General features: G+C 58.8%; 18 protein-coding genes and 2 pseudogenes. 8 read left to right on the top strand and 12 right to left on the bottom strand.

All coding sequences use genetic code 11. The annotated features are described in order from the left end of the window. Positions 1-29: 29 nt before the first annotated feature. Positions 30-1,062: pseudogene (locus ACVWW3_RS01225) on the top strand (nucleotidyl transferase AbiEii/AbiGii toxin family protein). A gap of 261 nt (positions 1,063-1,323) precedes the next feature. Further along, positions 1,324-1,815 (top strand): hypothetical protein, encoded by a 492-nt coding sequence (locus tag ACVWW3_RS01220; protein ID WP_456671818.1) that lies wholly within the window; start codon positions 1,324-1,326, stop codon positions 1,813-1,815. A 267-nt stretch (positions 1,816-2,082) separates the two neighbouring features. Here the strand turns inward: ACVWW3_RS01220 and ACVWW3_RS01215 are convergent, their stop codons facing one another. From ACVWW3_RS01215 to ACVWW3_RS01200, 4 genes are all read right to left on the bottom strand, one after another. Beyond that, positions 2,083-5,907 (bottom strand): nSTAND3 domain-containing NTPase, encoded by a 3,825-nt coding sequence (locus ACVWW3_RS01215; protein ID WP_456671817.1) that lies wholly within the window; start codon positions 5,905-5,907, stop codon positions 2,083-2,085. Positions 5,908-6,204: 297 nt separating this feature from the next. Then, the gene (locus ACVWW3_RS01210) at positions 6,205-6,615 is read right to left on the bottom strand and encodes a DUF6527 family protein (protein WP_456647519.1); all 411 of its coding nucleotides are present in this window, start codon (positions 6,613-6,615) and stop codon (positions 6,205-6,207) included. Then, positions 6,612-7,817, bottom strand: a complete 1,206-nt coding sequence (locus tag ACVWW3_RS01205; RefSeq protein WP_456647518.1) for a ThiF family adenylyltransferase — start codon at positions 7,815-7,817, stop codon at positions 6,612-6,614. The genes ACVWW3_RS01210 and ACVWW3_RS01205 overlap by 4 nt, the downstream gene beginning before the upstream one ends. Next, a complete protein-coding gene (locus tag ACVWW3_RS01200) occupies positions 7,792-8,247 on the bottom strand; it encodes a multiubiquitin domain-containing protein (RefSeq protein WP_456647517.1) in 456 nt (151 codons plus the stop codon). Before ACVWW3_RS01200 ends, ACVWW3_RS01205 begins: the two co-directional genes overlap by 26 nt. A gap of 162 nt (positions 8,248-8,409) precedes the next feature. Here ACVWW3_RS01200 and ACVWW3_RS01195 point away from each other — a divergent pair, with 162 nt between their 5' ends. From ACVWW3_RS01195 to ACVWW3_RS01180, 4 genes are all read left to right on the top strand, one after another. Continuing rightward, complete coding sequence (locus ACVWW3_RS01195; protein ID WP_247821888.1) at positions 8,410-8,733, top strand: helix-turn-helix domain-containing protein; 324 nt, start codon at positions 8,410-8,412, stop codon at positions 8,731-8,733. Next, positions 8,733-9,602, top strand: coding sequence for an ImmA/IrrE family metallo-endopeptidase (locus ACVWW3_RS01190; RefSeq protein WP_456671816.1), 870 nt, complete (start codon positions 8,733-8,735; stop codon positions 9,600-9,602). The genes ACVWW3_RS01195 and ACVWW3_RS01190 overlap by 1 nt, the downstream gene beginning before the upstream one ends. A gap of 289 nt (positions 9,603-9,891) precedes the next feature. Further along, positions 9,892-10,218 (top strand): WGR domain-containing protein, encoded by a 327-nt coding sequence (locus tag ACVWW3_RS01185; protein WP_456671815.1) that lies wholly within the window; start codon positions 9,892-9,894, stop codon positions 10,216-10,218. A gap of 791 nt (positions 10,219-11,009) precedes the next feature. Further along, positions 11,010-11,780: a molybdate ABC transporter substrate-binding protein gene (locus ACVWW3_RS01180; RefSeq protein WP_456647514.1), complete on the top strand. Its 771-nt coding sequence runs from the start codon at positions 11,010-11,012 to the stop codon at positions 11,778-11,780. Between the two features lie 258 nt (positions 11,781-12,038). Here ACVWW3_RS01180 and ACVWW3_RS01175 read toward each other — a convergent pair whose 3' ends face one another. From ACVWW3_RS01175 to ACVWW3_RS01165, 3 genes are all read right to left on the bottom strand, one after another. Continuing rightward, positions 12,039-13,085 (bottom strand): HD-GYP domain-containing protein, encoded by a 1,047-nt coding sequence (locus ACVWW3_RS01175; RefSeq protein WP_456647513.1) that lies wholly within the window; start codon positions 13,083-13,085, stop codon positions 12,039-12,041. Positions 13,086-13,146: 61 nt separating this feature from the next. After that, entirely contained in the window at positions 13,147-13,491 is a 345-nt protein-coding gene (locus ACVWW3_RS01170; RefSeq protein ID WP_354105586.1) for a PilZ domain-containing protein, read from the bottom strand. Beyond that, positions 13,488-14,582 carry a DUF2336 domain-containing protein gene (locus ACVWW3_RS01165; RefSeq protein WP_456647512.1) on the bottom strand — a complete coding sequence of 365 codons (1,095 nt, stop codon included), beginning with the start codon at positions 14,580-14,582 and terminating at the stop codon, positions 13,488-13,490. Before ACVWW3_RS01165 ends, ACVWW3_RS01170 begins: the two co-directional genes overlap by 4 nt. A 344-nt stretch (positions 14,583-14,926) precedes the next feature. Here ACVWW3_RS01165 and ACVWW3_RS01160 point away from each other — a divergent pair, with 344 nt between their 5' ends. Next, a complete protein-coding gene (locus ACVWW3_RS01160) occupies positions 14,927-16,339 on the top strand; it encodes a caspase family protein (RefSeq protein ID WP_456647558.1) in 1,413 nt (470 codons plus the stop codon). A gap of 142 nt (positions 16,340-16,481) precedes the next feature. Here ACVWW3_RS01160 and ACVWW3_RS01155 read toward each other — a convergent pair whose 3' ends face one another. Further along, a complete protein-coding gene (locus ACVWW3_RS01155; protein ID WP_456647511.1) occupies positions 16,482-17,756 on the bottom strand; it encodes an IS256 family transposase in 1,275 nt (424 codons plus the stop codon). A gap of 297 nt (positions 17,757-18,053) precedes the next feature. Here ACVWW3_RS01155 and ACVWW3_RS01150 point away from each other — a divergent pair, with 297 nt between their 5' ends. Continuing rightward, on the top strand, positions 18,054-18,242 hold the full coding sequence (locus tag ACVWW3_RS01150; RefSeq protein ID WP_354105587.1) for a hypothetical protein: 189 nt from the start codon (positions 18,054-18,056) through the stop codon (positions 18,240-18,242). A 498-nt stretch (positions 18,243-18,740) separates the two neighbouring features. Here ACVWW3_RS01150 and ACVWW3_RS01145 read toward each other — a convergent pair. The 4 genes and pseudogenes from ACVWW3_RS01145 to ACVWW3_RS01130 form a co-directional block, all read right to left on the bottom strand. Further along, positions 18,741-18,887 (bottom strand): annotated as a pseudogene (locus ACVWW3_RS01145) (IS3 family transposase); the annotation flags it as partial. A 1,053-nt stretch (positions 18,888-19,940) separates the two neighbouring features. Continuing rightward, a complete protein-coding gene (locus ACVWW3_RS01140; RefSeq protein ID WP_456671814.1) occupies positions 19,941-20,351 on the bottom strand; it encodes an NUDIX domain-containing protein in 411 nt (136 codons plus the stop codon). Further along, on the bottom strand, positions 20,333-20,566 hold the full coding sequence (locus ACVWW3_RS01135; RefSeq protein ID WP_456671813.1) for an NUDIX hydrolase N-terminal domain-containing protein: 234 nt from the start codon (positions 20,564-20,566) through the stop codon (positions 20,333-20,335). Before ACVWW3_RS01135 ends, ACVWW3_RS01140 begins: the two co-directional genes overlap by 19 nt. A gap of 821 nt (positions 20,567-21,387) precedes the next feature. Beyond that, a complete protein-coding gene (locus ACVWW3_RS01130; protein ID WP_247396684.1) occupies positions 21,388-21,876 on the bottom strand; it encodes a GNAT family N-acetyltransferase in 489 nt (162 codons plus the stop codon). Positions 21,877-22,206 lie beyond the last annotated feature (330 nt).

Below are 22,206 nucleotides of genomic sequence, written 5' to 3'. Positions count from 1 at the left end.
GAACCGCCGTATACGGACCCGTACGTACGGTGGTGTGGGAGGGGCGACGCCGCGAGGCGTCCCCCTATCCCGATTCAAACTCAGGACGACCTGCACATCTTCTCGAAAAAGATGTTTGGGTCGTTTGGTGCCTGAATGCGCTTTTTTCCTCGCCACTGGGCGACCATCTGGTCTTCAAGGGCGGAACGTCCCTTTCGAAGGCTTACGGCGCAATCCGCCGTTTCTCGGAAGACGTCGATCTCACCTACGACATTCGCGCGATAGCTCCGGACCTGGTGAGCACAAGCGAGGACAATCCGGTCCCTCAGAGCCGCAGTCAAAGCAAAAAGTGGAGCGACAAGGCACGAGAACGCCTCCCAGTCTGGGTCAAGGAAAAGGCGTTGCCCGTCATCAATAAGCGCTTGCGAGATGAGAAGCTCAGCGCCAAGGCTGAAGCCAAGGACGACAAGATTTTCGTCACGTACGATCCCTTGGAGACTGGTAGCGGCTATGTGAGCCCCGCTGTGATGCTCGAATTCGGCGCACGATCGACAGGGGAGCCGAGCGAACTCCATGACGTCGTTTGCGACGCTGCCCAGTACCTTGAAACTGTCGAATTTCCGACCGCCAAGCCCAAGACCATGAAAGCGGAGCGAACCTTCTGGGAGAAGGCGACTGCGATCCATGTCTTTTGCGTTCAAGGGAAACTGAAAGGCGAACGCTTCGCTCGCCACTGGTATGACCTTGTGAGATTGGACGATGCAGGAATTACGGAATCGGCACTGAAGGATCGGAAACTTGCTGCAATGGTTGCGGAGCACAAGTCATGGTTCTTCTCAGAAAAAGATACTGCCGGGGCGGTCATCGAGTACAACAAGGCTGTAGGTGGGGCCTTGAAGCTCGTCCCTGAGGGAAAATCCGCGAGCCGTCTTGGAAGAAGACTACAAGTATATGATCGCCGACGGACTCTTGCTCGACGAGCCCGAGACCTTTGATGGATTGATGAGTCGGTGCGCGGAACTCGAAGAACGGGCGAACAAGGCGACTTATACCGCCGCCCACGCGCACCGAACGTGCAGCTAGCTGTCGCACAGGAAATTGCGATCACCCAGGCGAGCGACGGTCGCGCCCACATAAACTACCGGTCAGCATACAAAATCCAGCTTCCGATTTTCTTGCAGGCTCGCGTTTATGACGCGCAGGCGCGATCGGATCACGAAATTCACGCGTTCCGAAGCTGCGGCACCGACGGAACTTTAGCGCCGCCGCGACCAAGCAGCGGCCTGAGTTTACGCTTTCGCTTCATGCTACGGGGGGATATATCGCTCCGCTGGAGACGAGACGATGGTTCAAAAGCAAACAAGTGGATCCCATCAGCGTGCGCGGCGGGCAAGTTGGCGCGAGACGAGTCCTGGCGACGACATTCGGGAGCGCATTGCGGACTTGAGAAGCCTGCCGCGCGAGCAGCTGGCGGATGCGGTGTTCATGCTCGCGATGGACGCAAAGCGGCAGAGTTCGATGCTGCGAGAGGCGATCAATCAGCGTGCGGATGTCGAGCCCGATCCAAGCCTGGCAGGCGATACCGATTTGGCGACGTACCTGGCGGCAGAGGCCGCATCGACACTTCGCCACCACACCGCAAGCGCTCCCTCATTGCTCGACGCTCTGCTGCAACGCTCGCGTGACGTTCGCTTCACCGTTGACCAAACGGAGGCCGTCGCACTGCTTGCCGCAACACTGCGAGATCAGCGGATCGAAGGTATCCTCGAAGGCCTCCGGCTCGCCGGTGTCTTGAACGAGCCGCATAAGGATCGCCATGCAGGCTTTGGGTCCTGAGGCGATAGCTTTATCCACGAGATCGCGTGATCACCCGCGTCTTAGTTTCGCGTCGGTCCAATTTAATCGCTCATTGTGTCGGCACATATGCCTTGAAAGTCGATGCGCCAGGGCACCGGTCACATCCCCGCGGTTGGGCACAAGCTCGTGGCGGCTTTCGGGACGAGGCCTCGACAACCTCTATCCTGCCTCGTGACCAGGCGGGGCTGCTCTTACAGTGCCCCCCGACACGCAAACGCGCGAGCAAGCCGTTACGGCCGTTTTTGACTAGGGAGAGACCCAACAGTCTGGCAGCGCATTATCGCCGCGTCTTGCACGTTCGCGTTCTTTGCGTACGGCAAAGATTTTTGCGCGCTCATTCTCCAACATGGAAGCAAGCTCGGCGTCCTGCAGTCCTAGACTTTCGCACTCGCGACCGATGCGATCGTACGTTCCGAAGAGCCGAGGCGGAGCAGCTTTCAGGAGACCTTTCAATGCCGTGATCGAGTCGTCCCTAAGCGAAGCCAAGGCCTCCTGGGGCAAGTCGCCAAGCCTGTCGAGAAGGAGAAGCGGCGTCAGATCGGCTTTGAGCCGCTCGAACAGCTGCTCCGTCTGCAATTCAGGCAACCATCTGCTTATCTCTTCGAGGTCGTCGAGCATGACGGGGGCAAGCTGGTTGATACGGTCAAGCCAGGCGTCGCTGGTCGCGCCCTTGACACGTCCAAATAATGCACCCCATGCCTTGCGCAAATAATTTCCATTCGTTTCAAGCCTGTGATGAAGCAACATCTCGAAGAGTTTTTCGAGATGCTCGGGCTCGACGCTTTCTACAATCGAGACGATCCGCTTATCGTCTTGCTGATAGATAATGTCCGCCAGCACGGTGTCGAACTTGGAATGTGCCGGCTGCAGAGCGATCTCTCGGGTGACAGCCTTCCAGATCGTCCCCGGCGTATGATGCGTTCCAAGCCACCAAAGTGGTTGTGGACGGCCGCAATAGACCGACACGGCCGCGTCGAGAAGAGAAGGGGGAGTGTTCCGGATTATATCGGACGCATCGGCCGAAAGGGCCGAAGGATTCCCAAGAATGAGGTCTTGCAGTTCGGGTGGCACAACGCGTCTTGTCAGCACGACCGCTTGCAACCAACGCAGATCCGCGCGATCTCTGGTGAGAACGTCAATAAGGCGGTCCCGTTCCGACTGATCAAGGTTCGGCCAGGCATCGATGAAGTCGCGAATGATCCCCGCCGCGGCGGTCGTTCCTAGCAGGGCGAGGAGACGCTTCACCAAATCTTGGCGGAGGCTAGCCCGCGTTTTCGTCACGTCCAGCAGGATTTCCGAGACGGCCAGGGCGTACTCGTCGGGCATGATGCCGCGAGCAATTTCACGTTCGATCCAGGATGTCCAACTTGTCAGGATCGGAATAACCGCGTCGACCGGCAGCCTTTCACACGCCTCCCCCATGGCCGCGTACAGACGGGACTCCGAAAAATTGGCATCGGCGGGAAGGACCGCAAGCACAATTGGCATTAGCGCGCCAAACACCGACCATGGTGGGTTTTCACCCATGTATTCCACCCGATTGAAGACAACGAGGCGATCAAGCAGAAGCAGCGCGACAAACGGATTGGCCGCGACACGTATGAGGTGATTCAGAATGCTCGCCTGCCGGCTTGCCGAGAATTCGCTCCAGCCCAGGCAGACGCCCTTGAACGCGCCCAAAATGACGGCTGGATTCTCGTCCTCAAAGATACGGGAGAGCAGGGCACGATCGTCGGAGCGGTTTCGAAGCAACCAGAGTTTTGCTGCTTCGGCGCGCAATACGGCTTCGTCGTAGCTGAGCAATCGGCCCATTGCCCGGAGCGTAAGCTTTGCTGGCTTGCGCTTGAAATAGGCGAGCGCCTCGGTCGCTCTTTCGGGACAGAGGTATGATGCGTCGTCACTTTCGAGCGTCTTCAGCTCGACCGAAACATCGGCCTGCTTCACCTGCCGTAGGTAACGCATGAACCGCTCACGGCCATCGACGATGCTTTCGCTTGGAAAGACAGCTTCGCCATCCCGCCAGCGAATGCCATCCAGGCTCGTGTGCGCGATGGTCCGGACCCAGCCGGGGAGCTCGCTTTTCAGCTCGTCCGACAGGTCCGTCAAATGGCGAACCAGAAAGGCGAAACACAGGTCCCGCGTTGCCGGATAGATCGAGTGCAGACCGTCGACACAGATCGAGATCAGCTTGTGCTGTGCATCCTGTCTGCTCGCCGTCGCCCGGAAAAGCCAGTCGAGATTTCGCGCTGCCGCGCGTGACGTGAGCGGGGAAAGGCTAAACAACGCTCGTTCCGCCATCCGCACAATACCGGCCGCAATGCGGGCGCTCGGGCCATCGAGGATCGCTTCCGCGCAGGCACGGTAGTACGGATGCGTGAACGCGATCCGCGGGGACGTCACGGCCACGATTCCGCGGCGCTCGAGTTTCTCCAGATCGATTTCCGCTTCCCGCTTTAGGGCGGGCTCCTTGTCATAGGTCGGCGTGATCTCGGCCGGAGGAGTTCCGCCGAGCTGGAGTCCCGGAAACGCGGAGGCAACTTTCCCCGGCAGGGATGTCGCAGCGTCGTCCAGCGCGAAGGCCAGTTCGCGCGCATCGACTGGCGCACTGGGCGTTGACGCTATCGCAAGTGCGGCGAGGAGATCGGCCATGGAGGGTTGCGCCGCAAGGGCATGGCCGAGGCTTCGTGCAGGCTCGCGGGCGAGGCGAACAGCCTGGTCCAGCGGCATGTCATCGGACAAGTCGTTGGATAGGACCAAATGTTGCAGACAGCCGGGTTCAAGTTCATTATCCCCGTTGGCAAGCGCTGTGGCCATTCGAGCACGCAACGATGGCGGCGTGTTTGCGCGCGTTGCCAGTTGAATCCACAGACTCTGCAAGAAGTCTGGAGAATACTGCCCGAGATCGGTCCAGGCATTTCCGGAGACGGTGCACGCTCGGAGCTCGGTCAGCCCCAACGTGTGAAAGATCGCATCCTGCGACTGCGCGACGATGACTTTCCGCCGAACAGATAGCCGCGAGAGCAGTGTCGCCAATCGTTCAAATACGCGACCCGCCTCGGGATCGAGATGCGCGCCGCCGAGCGGGTCGTCCAGGACAAAAAGACGTTGCGCGTTTCCCGGCTCGAGCAGGAAGCGGTTTGCTGTTTCCAGATCAGATCCTTGCTGAACGTCGTATCCGAGTTGCTCGAACTCGGCGGCGACCCACCGCGCCGCGGCCGACTTGCCACAACGGGGTGGGCCCGACAGCAGAAGACAGTTCCTGTCCGTCAATGTCGCGATCAGTTCGGATTCAACACCACGAGACACATAGCCTTGGGGGCGAAGCGAGGCCGGGGATGCCTCCGCTAGGACCGCGCGCATCGCCGGAACGGCATCGGTTCCGTCGCTCTTTGCGTCCTTGATCCTCTTGTGTAGCCGGTTGACGATGTCGACGATGCGATCCTGTGGAATGCGGAACTGCTTTTTGAGATGCTGTTCGCAGGCAATCCGAAGATCGCCATCGCCGATACGTTCGAAAACGATGACCCTGTCGAGCACCTGACGAACCGCATCGGTAGTGAGCTTCGAGACGAGCGCGTCCCGGTGGGCCTTCCTCCTGGTCATGAGGTCTGAGTCCGAGCTCGCGGGTAGCGATCCGAATTCTTGTAGGAATGCTGCCGCGGTCGCCGTCTTGATCCGACCGACTGGCGGAGCCGTCCCATCCCAGTTGAAGGGCAGAACGAAGGCGGAAGCCGCGTCGTCGCATCGCCCCGACATGACAAGAAGGGCGATTCTGTCGGGAGAGCCAAGAATCCGCTCGAAGAGACAACCACTCACCTGGCGGTCCGGACAATGCGCCAGGCAGTCGACGATTTTGGCCATTGCTACCGGCCCGCTCGCGCCCTTTACTTGCACCTCGACCGTGAGAGGCGCGAGTGCCGATCGTGGCAGGGCCATTTCGGCATCCTCGTCGCCCTCGACAAGGAGGGTGAGGCCGGGATTTGCCTCGAAGCGAAGCATCAATTCGATGCAAACGAGATCTTGGAAATCGAACTTTTGGGGGGCGGTTATCGCAATCGACATCGGCTTCATTTCATACGTTAATTGATCAGGCGGCGCGTGGGCCAATTGTCGGAAGAGCGTCAACGCCGCGACGATAGCGCCGGTCGAAGTACCGTAGATGAGATCTAACGTCTCGCAGAGGGGCTTCCGGCTATCCCTTCAATCTCCTTGAGCGCTCCGAGGGTGCAAAAGCCTTTCGCTCCGCCGCCATCAAGGCTGAGAACTCGAAAAACCTTTGCACCGGTCGAAAGATCGCTCATGCGTTGCTCATCGGCTATGCGCTGCTCTCCTTGGGGCGCCGAGGGCATATGGCCATTTGTTACGCGATCAGCCAAACATCCTGTTCCACCAATCCGTCAAGCTGCGTGCCAAACGACGCCACCAAGGCCATGCCACTTGTGCAAAATAGGCCCCTCGATCGGCATCGTCGCGAATGCGTCCCGCACGGATCGCATCTTTCGACATAGCGCCGACCCATACGACCTTGTTGTCTCGGATCCAATAGTGCGATTGGCAAGGATGGTCCCAATTGCCGATCGACGGTGTCAAGGAAACCAGCCCGGCACGTTCGGTGAGGTGATAGTCCGTCTCGCGGATTGGCGTCACGATTTTGGTGCCGCATCCGCATGCGCAGCGGTGGCTTGCTGTGCTAAAGCGCCGCGAAATATAAAGGACCCCGTCGTCCAATGTCTTCGGGATGAAATCGGCGAATGCGGGCCTGAACTCGTTAATTCTCACGCTTTGTCTTCCTTAGTCAGGCCGTGGGTCGCAACGGTGTAGAGCGAGTGATGCTCGCGTATATCGTCAGCGTAGAAGCCGCGTAGTTTCTTCCATTTCTTGACGGCCATGGCGGCATTCAGCATGTTGAGGTCCGCCACTTGGATATTTCGATAGATATCGTTTTCGGCCGGAACGTCGAACGATACGACCTCCGGGATATGACTATAATGCTCTGGCGTGCCGACTGTGAAACGGCTTTGGCCACGCAGGAACCCCTGATTGTCGATTGAGATATCGATTCCGACATCGATGAAGGGGATGTTGAAGGCGATCAGGCCTTCGAGGATGACCTTTCGTGCCTTGGCGTTGTCGATCGCGACAAAAACGAAGTCAAATTTCTTCAACTCTGCAAGCTGCTCGGTGCCTACGTAGTACGGGTGCCGGATAATGCCGGTGCGCATCCGATCGTAAATGTCGGCGAACCAATCGACTTTCCTTGGGTCTTTTAGTTCTTCCTTCGCGGGAGCGCCAGGGGAGCGAAAGGCATTGTGGACGGCGAACACATCGCCGTCGAACAGATGAAGCTCCGCGACGGGCGTCTTGGCCATAAGGTCGAGAATGTAGGACCCCGTGCCGCCGAGGCCGATGATCGCAACCCGATTAGCAAGCAGCTTCGTGGTCGCCGCGCCAATCCCGGCCCGCGTTGTCGCCATGTCTGGATAATGAAAAACTCGCCGCGAGACTTCAACGATCGCCGGCACGGGCTTGTCGCTGCGCGGGTCGCAGTCAGGGTCGATAGCCTGGGCCTCGTGCCAGATCAAGCGCACATAGGTCCAAATCTTCTCATGATAATCCGGATAGGAACCTTTGTCGCCGCGTTTCCGCGAAAAGCCTACAGTCGTCCTGATGCCGTCACCCTTATCTGCAGGGTCCTTGTTCGAGATCATTTCCTGCATAACTTCGCCGTCGGCATTGCAGGGGGGCTCTCCGATCCACCAGCACTGATGGTCGGCGACGGGATTGACCGTCACACCGTTCGGACCGATGTCGAGCGTGGTATAAAGTGTTCCGAGCACCACCTCGCGCTTTGATGTGACGGCCGGAATGCCCTCGATCAGAAGATGGTAGGCCGAACCTTGAACGAGCTTGAGGCGGAAGCCTTCCGCCTCAAGCTTCGTCAGGTCGGCGCTGAGCTTAGGATTTATCGGTGTTACGGACATCGAAAATCATCTCCTCGACAACGGCGACCGACTGGCCGGGGCGCAAAGATCCTTCCTGTCCGTCGGGCTTCGTCCATGACACGCTGTAGCGGATATCGCCGCCGGTCGGGCCGTGAGGGAAGGCTAGCTTTACAACCTGGTCGTAAGAAATCTTCCGATGCGGCCACGCTTCAGGCGTTCCGTTCACGAAGATCGTCGTCGCCTTCTGCGAATAGAAATGGTCATCCTCCTTGAGGCGCACATGTTCATCTTCGCGCGGGATGAATTCGTCGTCGTGATTGCCGTCGACTTCGCGGAACAGCTTCTTATGCGGCCCCGCGTCGCCCAGTGCGTAGAGAGCAGCTCCCGTTGTCGGGTTCGGCGACTCGAAGGTCTGACGATCGATATGGATGCGAACCAGATGGTTCTTTTCAGCTTCAGCCTCAGACATTCCAAAGATCCTCTTCATCGGGGCGCTGCTCAGGTGTCCCGCCATTGTTGAACGTAATCGTCATGTAATATCTAACGGCCGGGCTGTCAATAGCCTACGATTTCGTATCGACAGATCGAACAGAGTGGGGGTATAAGTAACTGAATCCATGAAGGAACTGGAATGTCACTCGCGACGAAGATCAAGGAATTGCGCGCTGCCAGACGGCAATCTCTTCAGCAGGTTGCCGACGGGGTCCAAACGTCGAAGACCCACATCTGGGACCTCGAGCAGGGCAACAGTGCCAACCCCTCTCGCGAACTCATCGAACGGCTGGCGACGCATTTCAGGATTAGTGTGTCAGAGCTATTGGAAGAAGATCCGAACGCATCGAGCGAGCCTTCCGAGCTGGTCGCGCTCTACCGCGACTTGAAGACGCTAAGTAAGTCGGATCTAAAAACCATCGAGACCATCATGCGTGGCCTAAAAGAAGCGAAGAAAGAGTAATGGCCGTATCACGGATCGATCTCGCCGATGTCGGCTCGCCGGAAAGACTCGTGATTGAGATCTTCAAAGCCGAGCCTGATCTCCCGATCCCGATCCCGGTTGAAAAGCTAGCGATCCAGCTCGGCATCGAAGAAATCAAAGAGCTTGAGAGCGACGGATTCATAGGCGGTTTGATCACCAACGAGACAAAATCGCGCGGCGTCGTTCTGGTGCAACGACGAATGAAGGCCGAGCGGCGACGGTTCACCATCGGCCACGAGCTGGGGCATTTCTTGATTCCGGCGCACCGGCCCGGGAAAGAAGACCGCTTCCTTTGTTCGATGAGCGATCTCTTGGAACTCGATCCGAAAATCGCCGACATGCGCCGGCGTTGGGAGGCCGAGGCCAATCGGTTCTCGTCCTTGCTGCTTGTGCCACCGCATCATTTTCGCAAGGAGGCAAACTCGAGCCGTGATCCCGATTTGGGGGAGGTCGTTCGACTTGCTGAGCGGTACGAAGTAAGCAAAGAGGTTCTCGGGCGCGCTTATGTCGACTATCGTGAAGAGCCTGTCGCTTTCGTCGTTACGCACAACAGGCGCGTCTTGCGTTACTTTTACCGTAAGGGCTCTTTCCCGTTCATTTCAGTCCGGTGGGGCGATCCAGTTCCTAAGGCTTCCCTTCTCATTCGCAAAAACCACGAACAATCGGTCACGAGCGAGATTGAGGAGACCGATGCGGCGCAATGGCTGGATGTTTCTCGCGGCCATCGCGCACCAACCTTGTTCGAGCAAGTCCATCGCCAACAACAAGGCTACGCACTCATTCTTCTTTCCGCGGAGCCTTCGGAGGAAGATGATGAAGATGACGACAGCAACTGGAATCGTCGCTGACGTAAGCTTAACTGCAGGACACCAGCCTCAGCGCCAGCCCCGTGCGCCCCGGCGCGGCGACGCTGCCTGCGGTCCGCTGGAAGCAAGATCTGGACAAACTTCCTGCCGAGCCTCTAAGGCGTACGCCGCCAACAGCGCGGCCAGAGCCTGCGGGCTTCAGCTCAGCCGGCTATCGTGAGCCTGACCGCGACTGTCTCGTTGCCTGCCCGCATGAAATTTCTGAATCCTTGGTCCTGATCGATTCATTTATTTAATTGGACGGTCGATTCGCTAATTGCGATTCTGGCGCATGTCTGAACTCACGGTGCAATATCTCGTGCTCGAGCGTCGCGATCCGGCCCGCAACATGGCTCGGTTCTACGTGCTCACGATCGAGCCGACGCTGTTTGGCGATACGGCCTTGGTGCGCGAATGGGGTCGTCTCGGCGGGCGCGGTCGACGGCGGCTCGATCTGTTCGATGGTCACGTGCAGGCCGTCGAAGCCCTCGAGTCCTGGCTCAGCCGAAAAACCCGTCGTGGTTACGTCCAGCGGCATTCGCCATGCCTGGAGCGAGCGTACGAACCGACGCGAGATGGCTGGGATGGACGAAAGGCCAAAGAAAGTATATTAGAGTAATCGGAAGTCGTTTCGACCAGCTTCGCAAAGAATTGCGAAAGTATTCCATAATCTATGTTATGCGAACTACAATTCTGTAATAATTTCAAATGGATGGACTTGGTTAGTCCCATAACGTCTTACGCCATGTGCTCGGCAGGCTTCTCGCTCGGTTGCCGAAAGCTTCTGCGTCAAAGTCGCGCCGATATTCCGAGCTCCGATAACCCCGCTCTGCATGGAAGGTCCTTTCGTGGACGTGACCGAGTGCCCGCTTCAATCGCCGGCCGGCGAGCGAATATCATGCGGTCGTCGAGTTCTAGTAGCAGCCATTGCGCGCTGGCACGCTGTCGCGATGCTGCGGCAATTTCCCAGACCTCCTCTTCTAAACCGCTTCGTCTCGCGTCGACAACTATGCCGCCCATAAGGTCCTAAGCTTCAAGCGTGGCTCGCCTCGCGGTCCGCGTTGGCACGTTCACGCGGCGGTGCTGACTGCAGGCAGAATTGTCCCTGTGCTTTCGACGTCTGTTGCGGCTCAGCCAGATTCGCGAGCCTTTCCGGCGAAGCGGGTGAAGGCACGGAAATCGTCCGGCTATCCCTCGCAGCGCACGCCATCCGGCTTGTGCCCGATATCAGTCGTTAAAGAACTTCCGGGTCGGTGCCGGACTGAGATAAATTTGATAGAAGAAGTGCCGGCGATGCAATTTCTATTAATTCTAGGCTCACCTCGGTGCCATCGGCCGCACATTCCAAACTCTCACTAAGCTGCGTGCGCAATAGAGCGGTCAGTTCAAAGGTTCTGAGGGAGAGAGAAGATGAATGGGCGCATCATACTGAGATTCTCTGCAAAACTCGTACTTGGAGTTGCCTTTATCGGCGTCACTGGGTTTGCCGCCAGCGGTGCCGAAATCAAGCTTCTATGCGCCGTGGCTTTGCACCCGGCGATCGACGTACTGGTCCCGGATTTTGAAAGATCCTCGGGACACAAAGTAACCGTAGCTTACGGAAATGCGGGCGCTATCGCGGACCGTTTTCAAAAGGGTGAGGCTGCCGATCTTGTGATAAACGCTGCGCCACTGATGGGCCAACTTCGAGCGCAAGACAAAGTCATGGCGGGCGACCGCATCGTCATCGCGAAGGGCGGTGTTAGTGCCTTTGTGCGCAAGGGTGCCGCGAAGCCCGACATCAGTTCAGCCGACGCCTTCAAACGTGCGATGTTGGCCGCAAGCTCGATTACTTATCCTGATCCGGCCGGTGGGGGTGCCAGTGGCATCTACATGGCCAGCTTGCTCGAACGATTGGGCATCGCTGAGGAAATGAAACCCAAGACCAAGCTCTCTCCGCCCGGGAAAGTGCTGTACGCAAGCGTTGCCAGCGGCGATGTTGAGATCGGGTTCAATCAAATCAGCGAAGTCTTGGCCCAGCCATCCGTCGAGTTCGTTGGCCCGTTGCCGTCGACGATTCAGAACTACACCCAATTCGCCCCTGGCGTCGTTACCGGCGGCAACCAGACTGATGCCGCAAGAACGTTGGTCACATTCCTTACCTCGCCTGCCGCCCAGACCGTTAGGAGCAAAGGGGTTTGAATAGGAGCGAGTGGCGCGCCACACGGCTGCGCGCCTTCGGAGACTATTTTTCCTCCCAATGGAGATGTCCGAGTTGGGTCAACCGCGTCGGTTCGCCCCTCGGCCGGTGACTTCCGCTTTCCGCTGGACTCCAGACCAGCGGCTGCACCGCGCGGAGGGACGCGATGGGCCAGAAGCCGAAGTGCATGGAAATGAGACCGTCTCCGATCACGCCTTGAGTCGAGAGTTGGAGTATCCCTGCATAGGTTTCAGCAGAATTCATCTCGTAAGCGCAACATGCTTGAAGGAGGCCACTAGCGCCCTCTCCAGCTTTCCCCTCATGCCGCAGAGAATCTCGTATGCCGCCGCGCGCGGCATTGTCGGCTTGTACGGCCGGTGTTCGATCAGCGCCGCAAAGATATCCGAAATGGTGAGAATGCGAACGATGTCGGTGATGTTCTCGGCGCAAAGGCCGTCAGGATAGCCGCTGCCATCGAGATATTCGTGATGGTGCCGGACCGCATCGAGGACTTCAGGTGAGATGTCCTTGTGCCCCTTCAGCACATGGTAACCCGTCGCCGGGTGGGTTTCGACCAACGCTCGCTCGTTGTCGTCGAGGCGTCCTGGCTTGTCCAGGATCGCCAAGGGCACCCTCGCCTTTCCTATGTCGTGGAACATGGCAGCAGTGGAGAGCCGTTCAATGTCACTGTTACGGAAGCCGAGACTGAGGCCGAAATCGACCGCGACGCCGGTCACGAGCAGGCAGTGCTGGAACGTTCCCTCGTGATGGCGCCGCACAGTGGCCAGCCAATCGGATAGCCCATGCTCGGAAATTCGGTTGGTGATCTTGCGGCCGGCCTCTTTGGGACCGGCGACGTCAACCCGCTCCCCGAGGGTGATCGAGGTGAACATCGACGCAATGGCGGTTGCTGCGGCCTCAACCGTATTGTCAGGCTGCGAGATGCCGCTCGTCGACCCAGTTTCGTGGCCTGGATCAGCCAAAGCGGCCAGGAGCTTGGTCACGTCGATCTTGCCAGGCAACACCAACGTTGCGCCCAGCGCATAAGCTTGCGAGATGCAAAAGTGGGAGGTTTGCTCGACGAGGAAGATGCGCTTCTTTGCTTTGGCGAACCGCGCAGCTCTCCTTTTCAGTGCGGCAATGTTTTCGACCGCCCGCAGGTCGGCACGGACGACGACCGCAGCAGCAGCGTGCGGAAGCTTTGCTTCTACATCGAGCCGCTCGCCGGCAACGGTGAACTGCCCTCCAAAAAGCGAGCAGAGCCCGAAGAGCTTCTCGGAAGTGTCGGCCAATACGTGCACGAGCATGACTGGTGCCTGCGTTCGTCGGGTGCCGGTCCGAATGGGCCGGTGGTGCAAGGTTATTGGCTCACTTCGATGACACTGCTCGGCTCAAGTTGGTTTGCACGCCTCTGTGGCTCGCTGTCGTTTGGGCCTTCTTGCCATTTGCCTGGATAAAGTGGACGCCAGCCGTGGTTCCGTCGATCCAGACCAGCTCGCAGCGTCGATAGGCCAGTCCCGTCGACGACAGCAGCATGAAGAACTCCTTGGCCGAAAGAACATCGAGCGTCCCTTCGACTTCGATCTTGGCGCCGGTGTTCGAGATATCGAGCAAGACGCAGCTTCGCCGCCAAGTGCCGTCGGAGCCCATCAGGTTCACGGGCTGTCTGTTGTCCATGCGCACCCGAGACGCCTTGCGACCGTGGAATTTCATTGGTTTCCTGCCGATCTTGCAGTACGACCATGGGCGCCGGCGGACATTTCTCCCCAACGAACGGACCATTGGCTGGTCGAGAGATGAAGCGCTTCAAACAGCTCCTGAGCTCGTGCGCGTTCGCCTAATGAAAGCCCCGCGCCGCGAGTGTTGAGGACGGCTAACGTGGTCTGCCAATCCAAGCGCGATGCCCGGCACGCCATAACCGGACCTTCGTAACCGGACTCTGCCATAAGCAGCTCGATGGCCTCAATCGGTGCTCCCGACAGCACCGACAACGCCGTGAACAGGTTGGCTCTCTCACGCCGGATCGCGAACCGATTGACAGTCGAGTCGCTCAGCTTTCCGCTCCGATTGAGCGATATGATCTCCGGCCTCGCAGCGGCGTACTCAGTGTCGTAAGGTCGCTTCGCTGTCGCTAATACTTGCGAGGAAGCGGTTGCGTTGGAAGCCTTATTCGCTGGCCGTGGCGATGCCGACAGCAGCTCCCGAACCACCATGTCCGGGGTGTCTGGCCTCAGCGTCAGCGCTTTCGTGATCTCGTCGTCCTCCACAGCCCTACGGACCAAGTTGGCATAGGCCGCGCCTGAGAATTCAGCGCCCGGATTGCTGATGACGGCCAGACAAGTCTTGCTGCTGCCGCGCTGCAATATTGCCTCAGTCACTGGGCTTTCGATCCTGCGCCGGCCAGCAATGGCGAGAAGGTGATCCTCGCTGCCGGACGTCGCGATCGCCACGAGATCAGCCGGCGATAGGGCGGGAGATTTCATAAGGATCGGGACTGCGACCGCCGGATCGCCGCACGAGGCGAGACGTCGCAGGGTCTTCATCGGCGCAGTACCCAGCTCGGCGAGCGTCGTGCTGAGCTCGGCGAGCGTCCCCGGCGCAATCCGCCGGGCTAAGCGCATTAGAACGTCGTCAAGCAGGCCGACCTGCGGCTCTTGCAATCGGTTATTACCGTCGACGAGCAGCTCGGTGGTGCGCCAGAGCATGCGCGCACAACGTTCGGATGAGCTCCTCGCGATGGTGGCATCCAACTCAGTAATGAGATCGGCCGCAGAAATTGCCCTCATTGGCTGGCCCAGATTCATTCTAATATCGAAGGTATTACGCGCTAAAGTTGTTAAGATACCTTTTATGCGATACCTGACATGCGTGCAGTATGTTCTTATTCGCCTGAACAGCGCTTCGCTTCAGCACCGCTTCGTCGCTCGACCTTGGCGCTTGGCGGTCGCGTTCACGAAGAATAAGCTTGCGCTTCCGGGAGAGCGCGCCGCCAGTTCGATGAAGGCCCACGATACCGGCGTGATTTAGATCACAATCCGCTCTCCGGGATCGGTTCAGTATTGCACTCAACTGTCAGGTTGGCGGGAATGGAGCATCATTTGCAGGCAAGCGAGGAGACAAGATCATGCGCCTCTTATTTGCAACATTCGTGCGCTTTTTCATCGCAACATCAACGGCAGCAGCTCTTCTAGCGAGCGCGAATGCAGCCCTTGCTGAGAAGCGCGTCGCCTTCGTCGTCGGCAACGGCGCCTACAGGCAGGTGACGCCATTGCCCAACCCGCCGATCGACGCCAAGGCAATGGCGGCGACGCTGCGCAATGTCGGATTCGAGGTAATCGAAGGCTCGAACCTCACCCGCGATCAGATGACGGCCAAGCTGCTGGACTTCGGCCGCAAAACACAGGGCTCCGACGTCGCAGTGTTTTATTATGCCGGCCACGGCATCGCGGTTGACGGCAGCAACTATTTGCTGCCCGTCGACGCCGACATCAAGTCCGAGATGGACGTCAAGCTTGGCGCGGCCATCAACATCGACCTGACCCTCGACCAGACCATGAGCGCCGCCAAAGTCAAGCTGGTGTTTCTCGATGCCTGCCGAGACAATCCCTTCGCTGCCAAGATCAAGGCCAACTCGACGACCCGTGGCGTCAACGTGCAGAGCGGCTTGGCCGAAATGAAGTCCGGCGAAGGCACTCTGATCGCGTTTGCAACTGGCCCAGACCAAACAGCGCTCGACGGCCAGGAGGGCAACAATAGCCCTTTCACCCGCGCGCTGATCGACAACATCACCAAGCCGGGGGTCGAGATCCAGCAGGCCATGACCTCAGTCCGCGCGCAGGTCAACGAGGAGACGCAAAAAGGTCAGCTTCCCTGGGGCCACACCAACCTGATCGGTGCCGTCTACCTCAATCCAGCGCAGCAGACCCAGCTTGCCAACGCCACACCGAGCAACTCCACCAGCGCACCGGCCGCCAACACCAGCAGTCATTCCGACGGTATCGAGCTTGAGTACTGGCGTTCGGTGAAAGAGACCAACAAGCCCGAAGAACTCAACGCATATATCTCGGCATACCCAAACGGTCAGTTCAGGGCGTTGGCGCTGGCGCGGCTCGCGGCCATCGAGAACGGCCCGTCGACCACTGCCCGTAACCTTACCTCCGGTGTCGATCCTGCCACCTTCGCCGATGATGCCAGCCAGCTCACCGAAGATCAGATCGGCCTCGACAAGGGTCAACGCCGCGACGTGCAGCGTCGTCTCAACGGGCTCGGGTTTGACATCAAGGTGACGGGTGCATTCAACGGTGATACCCGCTCGGTACTCAAGCGATGGCAGGCCGCCCGCGGCTATCCGTCGACCGGCTATCTCAACAAGCTCCAGCACAAGGCGTTACTTGGGGAAATTGTTGCGAGCAACTCGGGAAGCAGCGACGAACCTTCCGAGGACAAGCCCGCCCGGCGAGCGCGCCGGGGCGGTAGCGGTAGCGGTGGCAGTGGTGGCGGACCGTTTGCCGGTCCGGGGCAACTTTTCGGAGGTATGATGCACGGTATGTTCCGACGGTAGCCCGTGATCAACAAGTCCAGGTTGAAATTCTAAGACCTTTGCAAAGTGAGGGACCCAATTCTTGGGTGAGCTTGCGCCGCTAGAAATGGGGATGTCCCGATCGGTGTTGAACTACGTCGGGCCGACGTTGCCGGAATGAATGTTACGCTGCCCTCGTGACGTGGGCAACGGGATTGATCGTCATGCGATTGTGGCGAGCTTGAAGGGCCGCACGCAGAACCGACAATTGCTTACGCGCCTTCAATCGTCGGAAGCCCTTGTTGGCCTCGATCATGCCGGCCGCGACCCATCGCAAGGCCATACCGGCATCGCGCCAGCGTTTGACGTTGCGCGTGACGCGGCGAATGGTGCCCATCATGTTCTCGGCGATGTTGGTGCAGGCGAGCGATCGACGAAGCTCCTTCGGCAGCTTCAACCGGACGACAGTCAGGATTTCGTCGAGGCCTTCGAGGATGCTGGCCGCTACGCCGGGCCATTGCTGGTCGAGTCGACGCGCGAGATTGCGGATCAATTTTTCAGCCTTGTCGGCGTCATCGAGCTCCCAGGCCTGGCGCAGCACCCGACGGGTGGCCGCATGATGCTCTTTCGGCAGGCGTTCCATGATGTTGCGCGCCTTGTGGATCTGGCAGCGCTGGATCGCAGCGGCCGAACCGAAGGTGCGGCGGATCGCCTTCGACAACGCCTTCGCTCCGTCGACGATGAACAGTCTTGGCATGGTCGGGTCGAGCCCGCGCGAGACCAGGTTGTCCAGCAGGGCCTGAACCGTTGCGGCGTTCTCGATCGCCCCTTCCACCAGCGCCAGCGGGTGCTTGTTGCCTTCGCCATCAACCCCGATCGCGGCGACTAGCACGAGATCGCCGCCGAGATGCAGCCCGTCGATTTGGACCACCAGAAGGTCGAGCGCGGACAAATCGGCAGCCATGAAGTCGGCTAGCCGCGCCGCCGACAGCGCTACGAACCGCCGCGAGGCCGCCGACTTCGAAACTCCCGATCCGGGCGGTGCCGGCACGTCACCCTCGGGCAGCCGGACAGCGCGGCCGAACCGGCGCGTCGACACATTGATCAGCATCAGGTTAATCGCCCAGCGACCGAGCCAGTCCTCCTGCGCCGCCGTTTCCCAGCTCGGGATCGTGACCTCGCGGCCATCCACGCCCCGGATCAGCGGGCGCTCGACCTCGATCTTGCCGCCGTGGAAACCAATCCCTCCCCGCGTTCGGCCCCAACGGTGCGCCCGCCGCGCCACATCGCGACCGTGGCGCGGCCCGCAGGCCGCCGTCACATCCGCCTCCATCATCGTGCCGAGCGCCTCGATCCCTGCCGCAAGGCAGAACCGATCGAAGCTCGCTCGCACTTCCGCAAACGCTTCGTCCACAGCCCCGGTCGCCGGCCAACCAGCCGGTGTGATATCTCTCGTCATGGCGTTGCTCTCCTTTGTGGAATCAGCTCCCCGAGCCTACCGGCTCAAGGTGGGCAACGCCGACCTCTTCAGAAATTCAAGAGAACCCGGGGCATCCCCCTAGAAATTGAACTCTGTCAGTGGATCCGGTGGGGAGACGAGATTGGACCGCTGGCAGCCATTGCCGACACGATGACGATCAAGTTCAGTGTTAACTGGCTGATGTCCTGCGGCCCGCTCGCTATTACCTACTTGTTAGTTTGTAGATCGCAGTCGTTGTGCTAACAGCGCCGTCCCTCGAAGAACTAAGGAGCTAACTTGAAACGTCCTGCCAAGAAGAAGAAGCCGACGCGCCGCGAGTGGACACCCGCTGATTTACGGTCGCTCAAGAAGTACTCGAAGGATCGAACGCCAGTCCTGAAAATCTCGAAGGAGATGAAGCGAACTATCGGTTCTCTGCGCCAAAAGGCCCTCGTGTTGGGCATCGGCCTGGGTCACCAACGCTGACAAAAAACAGAGCTGCGCAGCGAATATGCTGCGCGGCCTGCCCTTGAACTATACTTTCGGCGGTGTCCACTTCGTGCGCTCAGCGGGTTGCGGCAGCATTGCGGCGTACCGCTCACCCTGCTCTACCATGCGCGCGACTGGCGAGCCCGGTGCAACGTGCGGCAAGAGCCCGCTCGCGACAACGCTGCGGCTAATCGCGTCTAGCTTCACCGCTGCTTGATTGGGCGTTTCTGCGAGTGCGTTCAGTGCTTTAACTACGTCGCGATCAGTCATTGCCGCTCTCCGCGTTGTCCGCGTCTCACGTAAACGGCTTGGCGCCGTTGCCGGTGCGCAGATAGTTCGTCGGCACTTCTTTGCTAAACCGCTCGCCGTCGGCGTAGCACCGAGCTGAGCCAACCCCGATGCAGCTCGCAAGCAAAGCAGTGATCGTCTCCAGGGCGTCAGCGACGCGTTCAAGCTGAGGCGCGGCGGCGGCGATCGTTTCAATTGCTTCGGCGGCACAGTCTGCGACGTGCAGCCGATCTTGGCCGCGATTGTCCTCACTGCCGCCCAGCGCGACGGGTGCTCGCCGGCGTGATCCAAAACCATCCGAACCGCTCGGGTCCGGACCTCGGGTGAAAACTTGTTCGTCGTCTTGCTCGTCATGGCTCCGTCCTCTCAGGAGTTGGAGCCTCCGGCAAACCCGAGACGGTTCACCGGCCTAGCTAGGGTCTGTACCTAATTTGCCCATTCTGATTCCCGTGCCCAACAGTGATTCGGACGGGGGCTTCGATGCGCAAAGGACTGTTCTGGCTCAACGACAAGCAGTGGGTTCAAAGAAAGCCGCATCTGCCGACGAACCTGTCAATCGGCGTTCGACTGGGACCCCTATCGGCACTGCGTTCCGAGAGCGCACGAGACGGCTTCCTGTGCCCGTTGATAGATGGCCGCAGCGAACGTCTCCGGTGGGCTAGATAAGCAGCGCCGCGTAACGTGATCGTTCTCCGAGTGTGGGCGTCAAAGGGCATTTCGATTCGACGGAGCTGAAATTTCTGTGCTTTGAGAGACTGTCCGCAAGCTGCTCCAGCCGGAAGGCTCTTCGTGTAAGTACCTCGTAAGCAGATGAACAGTAAGGGAGCCGTTAGCGCCACGTACGCCGGTAGCGAGGGCTGTTCTTTGAAAACTCGCTGAGTTGAAGGTTTTCCAACACTTGAACTTCGAAGACAGGTAGGCTGCGAAAAGAGATGCACACCTAGTTCAGCTGGGTAGAGCGGGCTCCTGCAAAGGTCAAGAGGCCACACGTTTGGGTCGTATCGAATGCGCAATTATGATTGCTCGCGAGCGAGGCGAACGCATTTGAGCGTGGCATAGAGGCGGTCACCAATGCAGTCGAATTTCAGCGCCCTTACTTTTGTTGGTCGACGTGATCGCTAATGAAGCTGCTTGACCAATGTCAGCTACGTTGAGCTGCGATGACGCACCCGAAACCCATTGAGCGTTGTGCGCGTCCGCACTACACCACCGAATGAGTGCCGAAGGGCTCGGTCGCGACGTTCACTAGAAGTGAAGATAGCGACCAGCGACCGACTTTCAAAAGCACGCGCAAGGCGCCGTGGTTGATGGCGCCCGAATGATTCTCTCTGTCATGCGGAGCTCTTCATTCGGCAACATCGTTGTTGACGGACGAAAGAGTGCGGACCAAGAGAATGGATCGAGCTCTCAATCGAAGAAGGCAGGTTTGTTCGCGTCAGTTGCGAATGCGAAGGCTGCTTCAACGTCACTCTCGATAGTTCTACCTCGCGACAGCGGAGGTAGCCGATCTTTCGGGAAAAAGATCGCCTCGCTCGTCTCCAATCTGGGCCGGGCCTCACCGCCTGAGAGCCTATCGCAAAGAAAGAAAACTTTGTAGAAATCCCGGACATCAGGCGAATAGGAAGCGCCGGCCTTGTGTCGGACCCCGTAGAGGCGACGAACAGACACTTTCAATCCGGCCTCTTCGTACAACTCCTTTGCGATATTTTGGGCAGCAGAAAGGCCAACGTCTGCAAAGCCGCCAGGCAAGGCCCAAAGACCATCGCTCTTCTCACGGACCAGAAGGACCTTGTTCTCTTCTACGATCGCTCCGCGCACATCGACTTTCGGTGTCGCATAGCCCTTCGCGAAATCAGAGATGGGAGCCCTTCTATCCTCTCGATGGGAACACTTCCCAAGTCGGCGAGCATTTCATTGGCTATGGAGGCAATCTCCTCGTAACGTTCTCGATCAAATTGATCTCGCGCAAAATGGAGCCCACTAGACGCAATAGCTTGCAATCGCTTCCCATACGTCAGCCACTGAGGCTCCATAGCGCACTCCGTCATCATTCCGGTGATATCATAGCAAGCGGCGCATTGAGGCGAAAGCTTATGCTTTGGAATTCAGCCCGAGTCAGCGCAAACAGCCATAAATGACCAATCCCGAGTCGCCGCGCATTCCAGCGAAGTCGCTCCCGCAAAAACGGATTGCGAGGCAGGGTCTTGAATGCCCAGCGCGGCGATCATCGGACAACGAAGGGCGGAATTCGCCGCGACGCGGCCTCCTGAAGATCGGGATCTCCTGCCCCAGCTTCTGTGTACGGGTCCTGTGACGGCCCCTGGTACGTCATTTTGAGCTGAGCGCGCTTGTGCGGCGTGAGCGATGTTATGAGGTCGCAAGTTCCAGCGCACGAGTCCGCAGTTTGCGCTTGGCGGGATGTCCTGGAGATCGGCCTGCATCAGAGGCCCGCGTGAATGCTTGCGCCGGTCGCCTCCATACCGCGCGTCCTCGCAAATCGCCGAACTCGAGGCTACGCGGCGGCGACTGATTAAAAACTAGCTCCGCTGTGGCAGGGTGGCCGGTCCGAAGAGCGAATTGGGGTCTAAGGCGCAGCATAGTGGGCAAGCTGACATCGACTGCTTCGATGATGACAAATGTGTTCGAACCAATGGCGAAGGCACCGAAGGCACCGATGGTTCGAGCGGTCGAAATGAGCTTCGTACGTGCGATCGGAAGAGGTGAGACGATGGTCTAGGTTGTTCATGGCGGCACGTCGTGCGGCTTAGGAGGAAGGCTCGATCATGATGTTTCGAAATCGCGCCGGCCTGCAGATAGAGATGATATCTGAGGACCAAGTGCTCTGCACTCTGCTCTATCGTGCCATTTCCATGAGGACAATCTCGATCGGATCTCCGCCAAGCCCATGAGAGAAGTAGCCCTTCTGGATGGCCCTGAAGCCATGACGTTCATAGAACCGTTGCGCGTTCAAGGTTGACTCGATTTTGATTGGTCCTGGGTGTTCCTTTGCCGCGGCTTCAAGACCAGCTTTGAGCAATCGCTCACCAATTCCGCGGCCTGCTGCCTTCGGCAAAACGAAAAGGCGGGTCACCTCGCCAGGAACTGAGTCGACGAACCCCAATACCTCGCCGTTCTGCTCGGCTATGATCGTGGTGCCCGCAGCGATGACATCCTCGTAATATTTGGCAGTACGTTCTCCCATCCACCCCTCCAGTTGCTCGGGCTTGTAATGGGTGATTGCCAGTTCTTGAACCGATTGTGCCGTCACGTCATAGAGCGCCTGGGCATCGCCAGTGCAAGCCGCGCGCAATACCGTTTCGCCATCAACTTTTGTGCTGCTCATTGGTGATTCCTTCGCAACCATCCACCAAAACTTATCTCAGATTGTGGCCGCAGCATTCCCGCAAAATTGCAGCGGGATGAGCCAAATCGTGATCTGTAGCGGGTCGCGTGCACCGAATCGCTGCATCCTGACGCTCCGCATTTGCACGCCCGGCCGGGCGAGAAGATGTACGCGTCATGCCAGCGTGAAATATCTCCACTTCGAAGGGGCCAAGCTGCGAGACGTCATACTCGCCGAGCTCGCCGGGGTGGGGTAGATCGACGCAAAAGCATCAAATAAGCCGCTTTTCGAAACAACAGCGCCGGTTGTAGCGAAAAAACTTCTGGAAGG

Source organism: Bradyrhizobium sp. LM2.9 (assembly GCF_054056555.1).
Note: the sequence above shows the minus strand (reverse complement) of the source record. Positions and strands in the feature narration are given on the sequence as shown.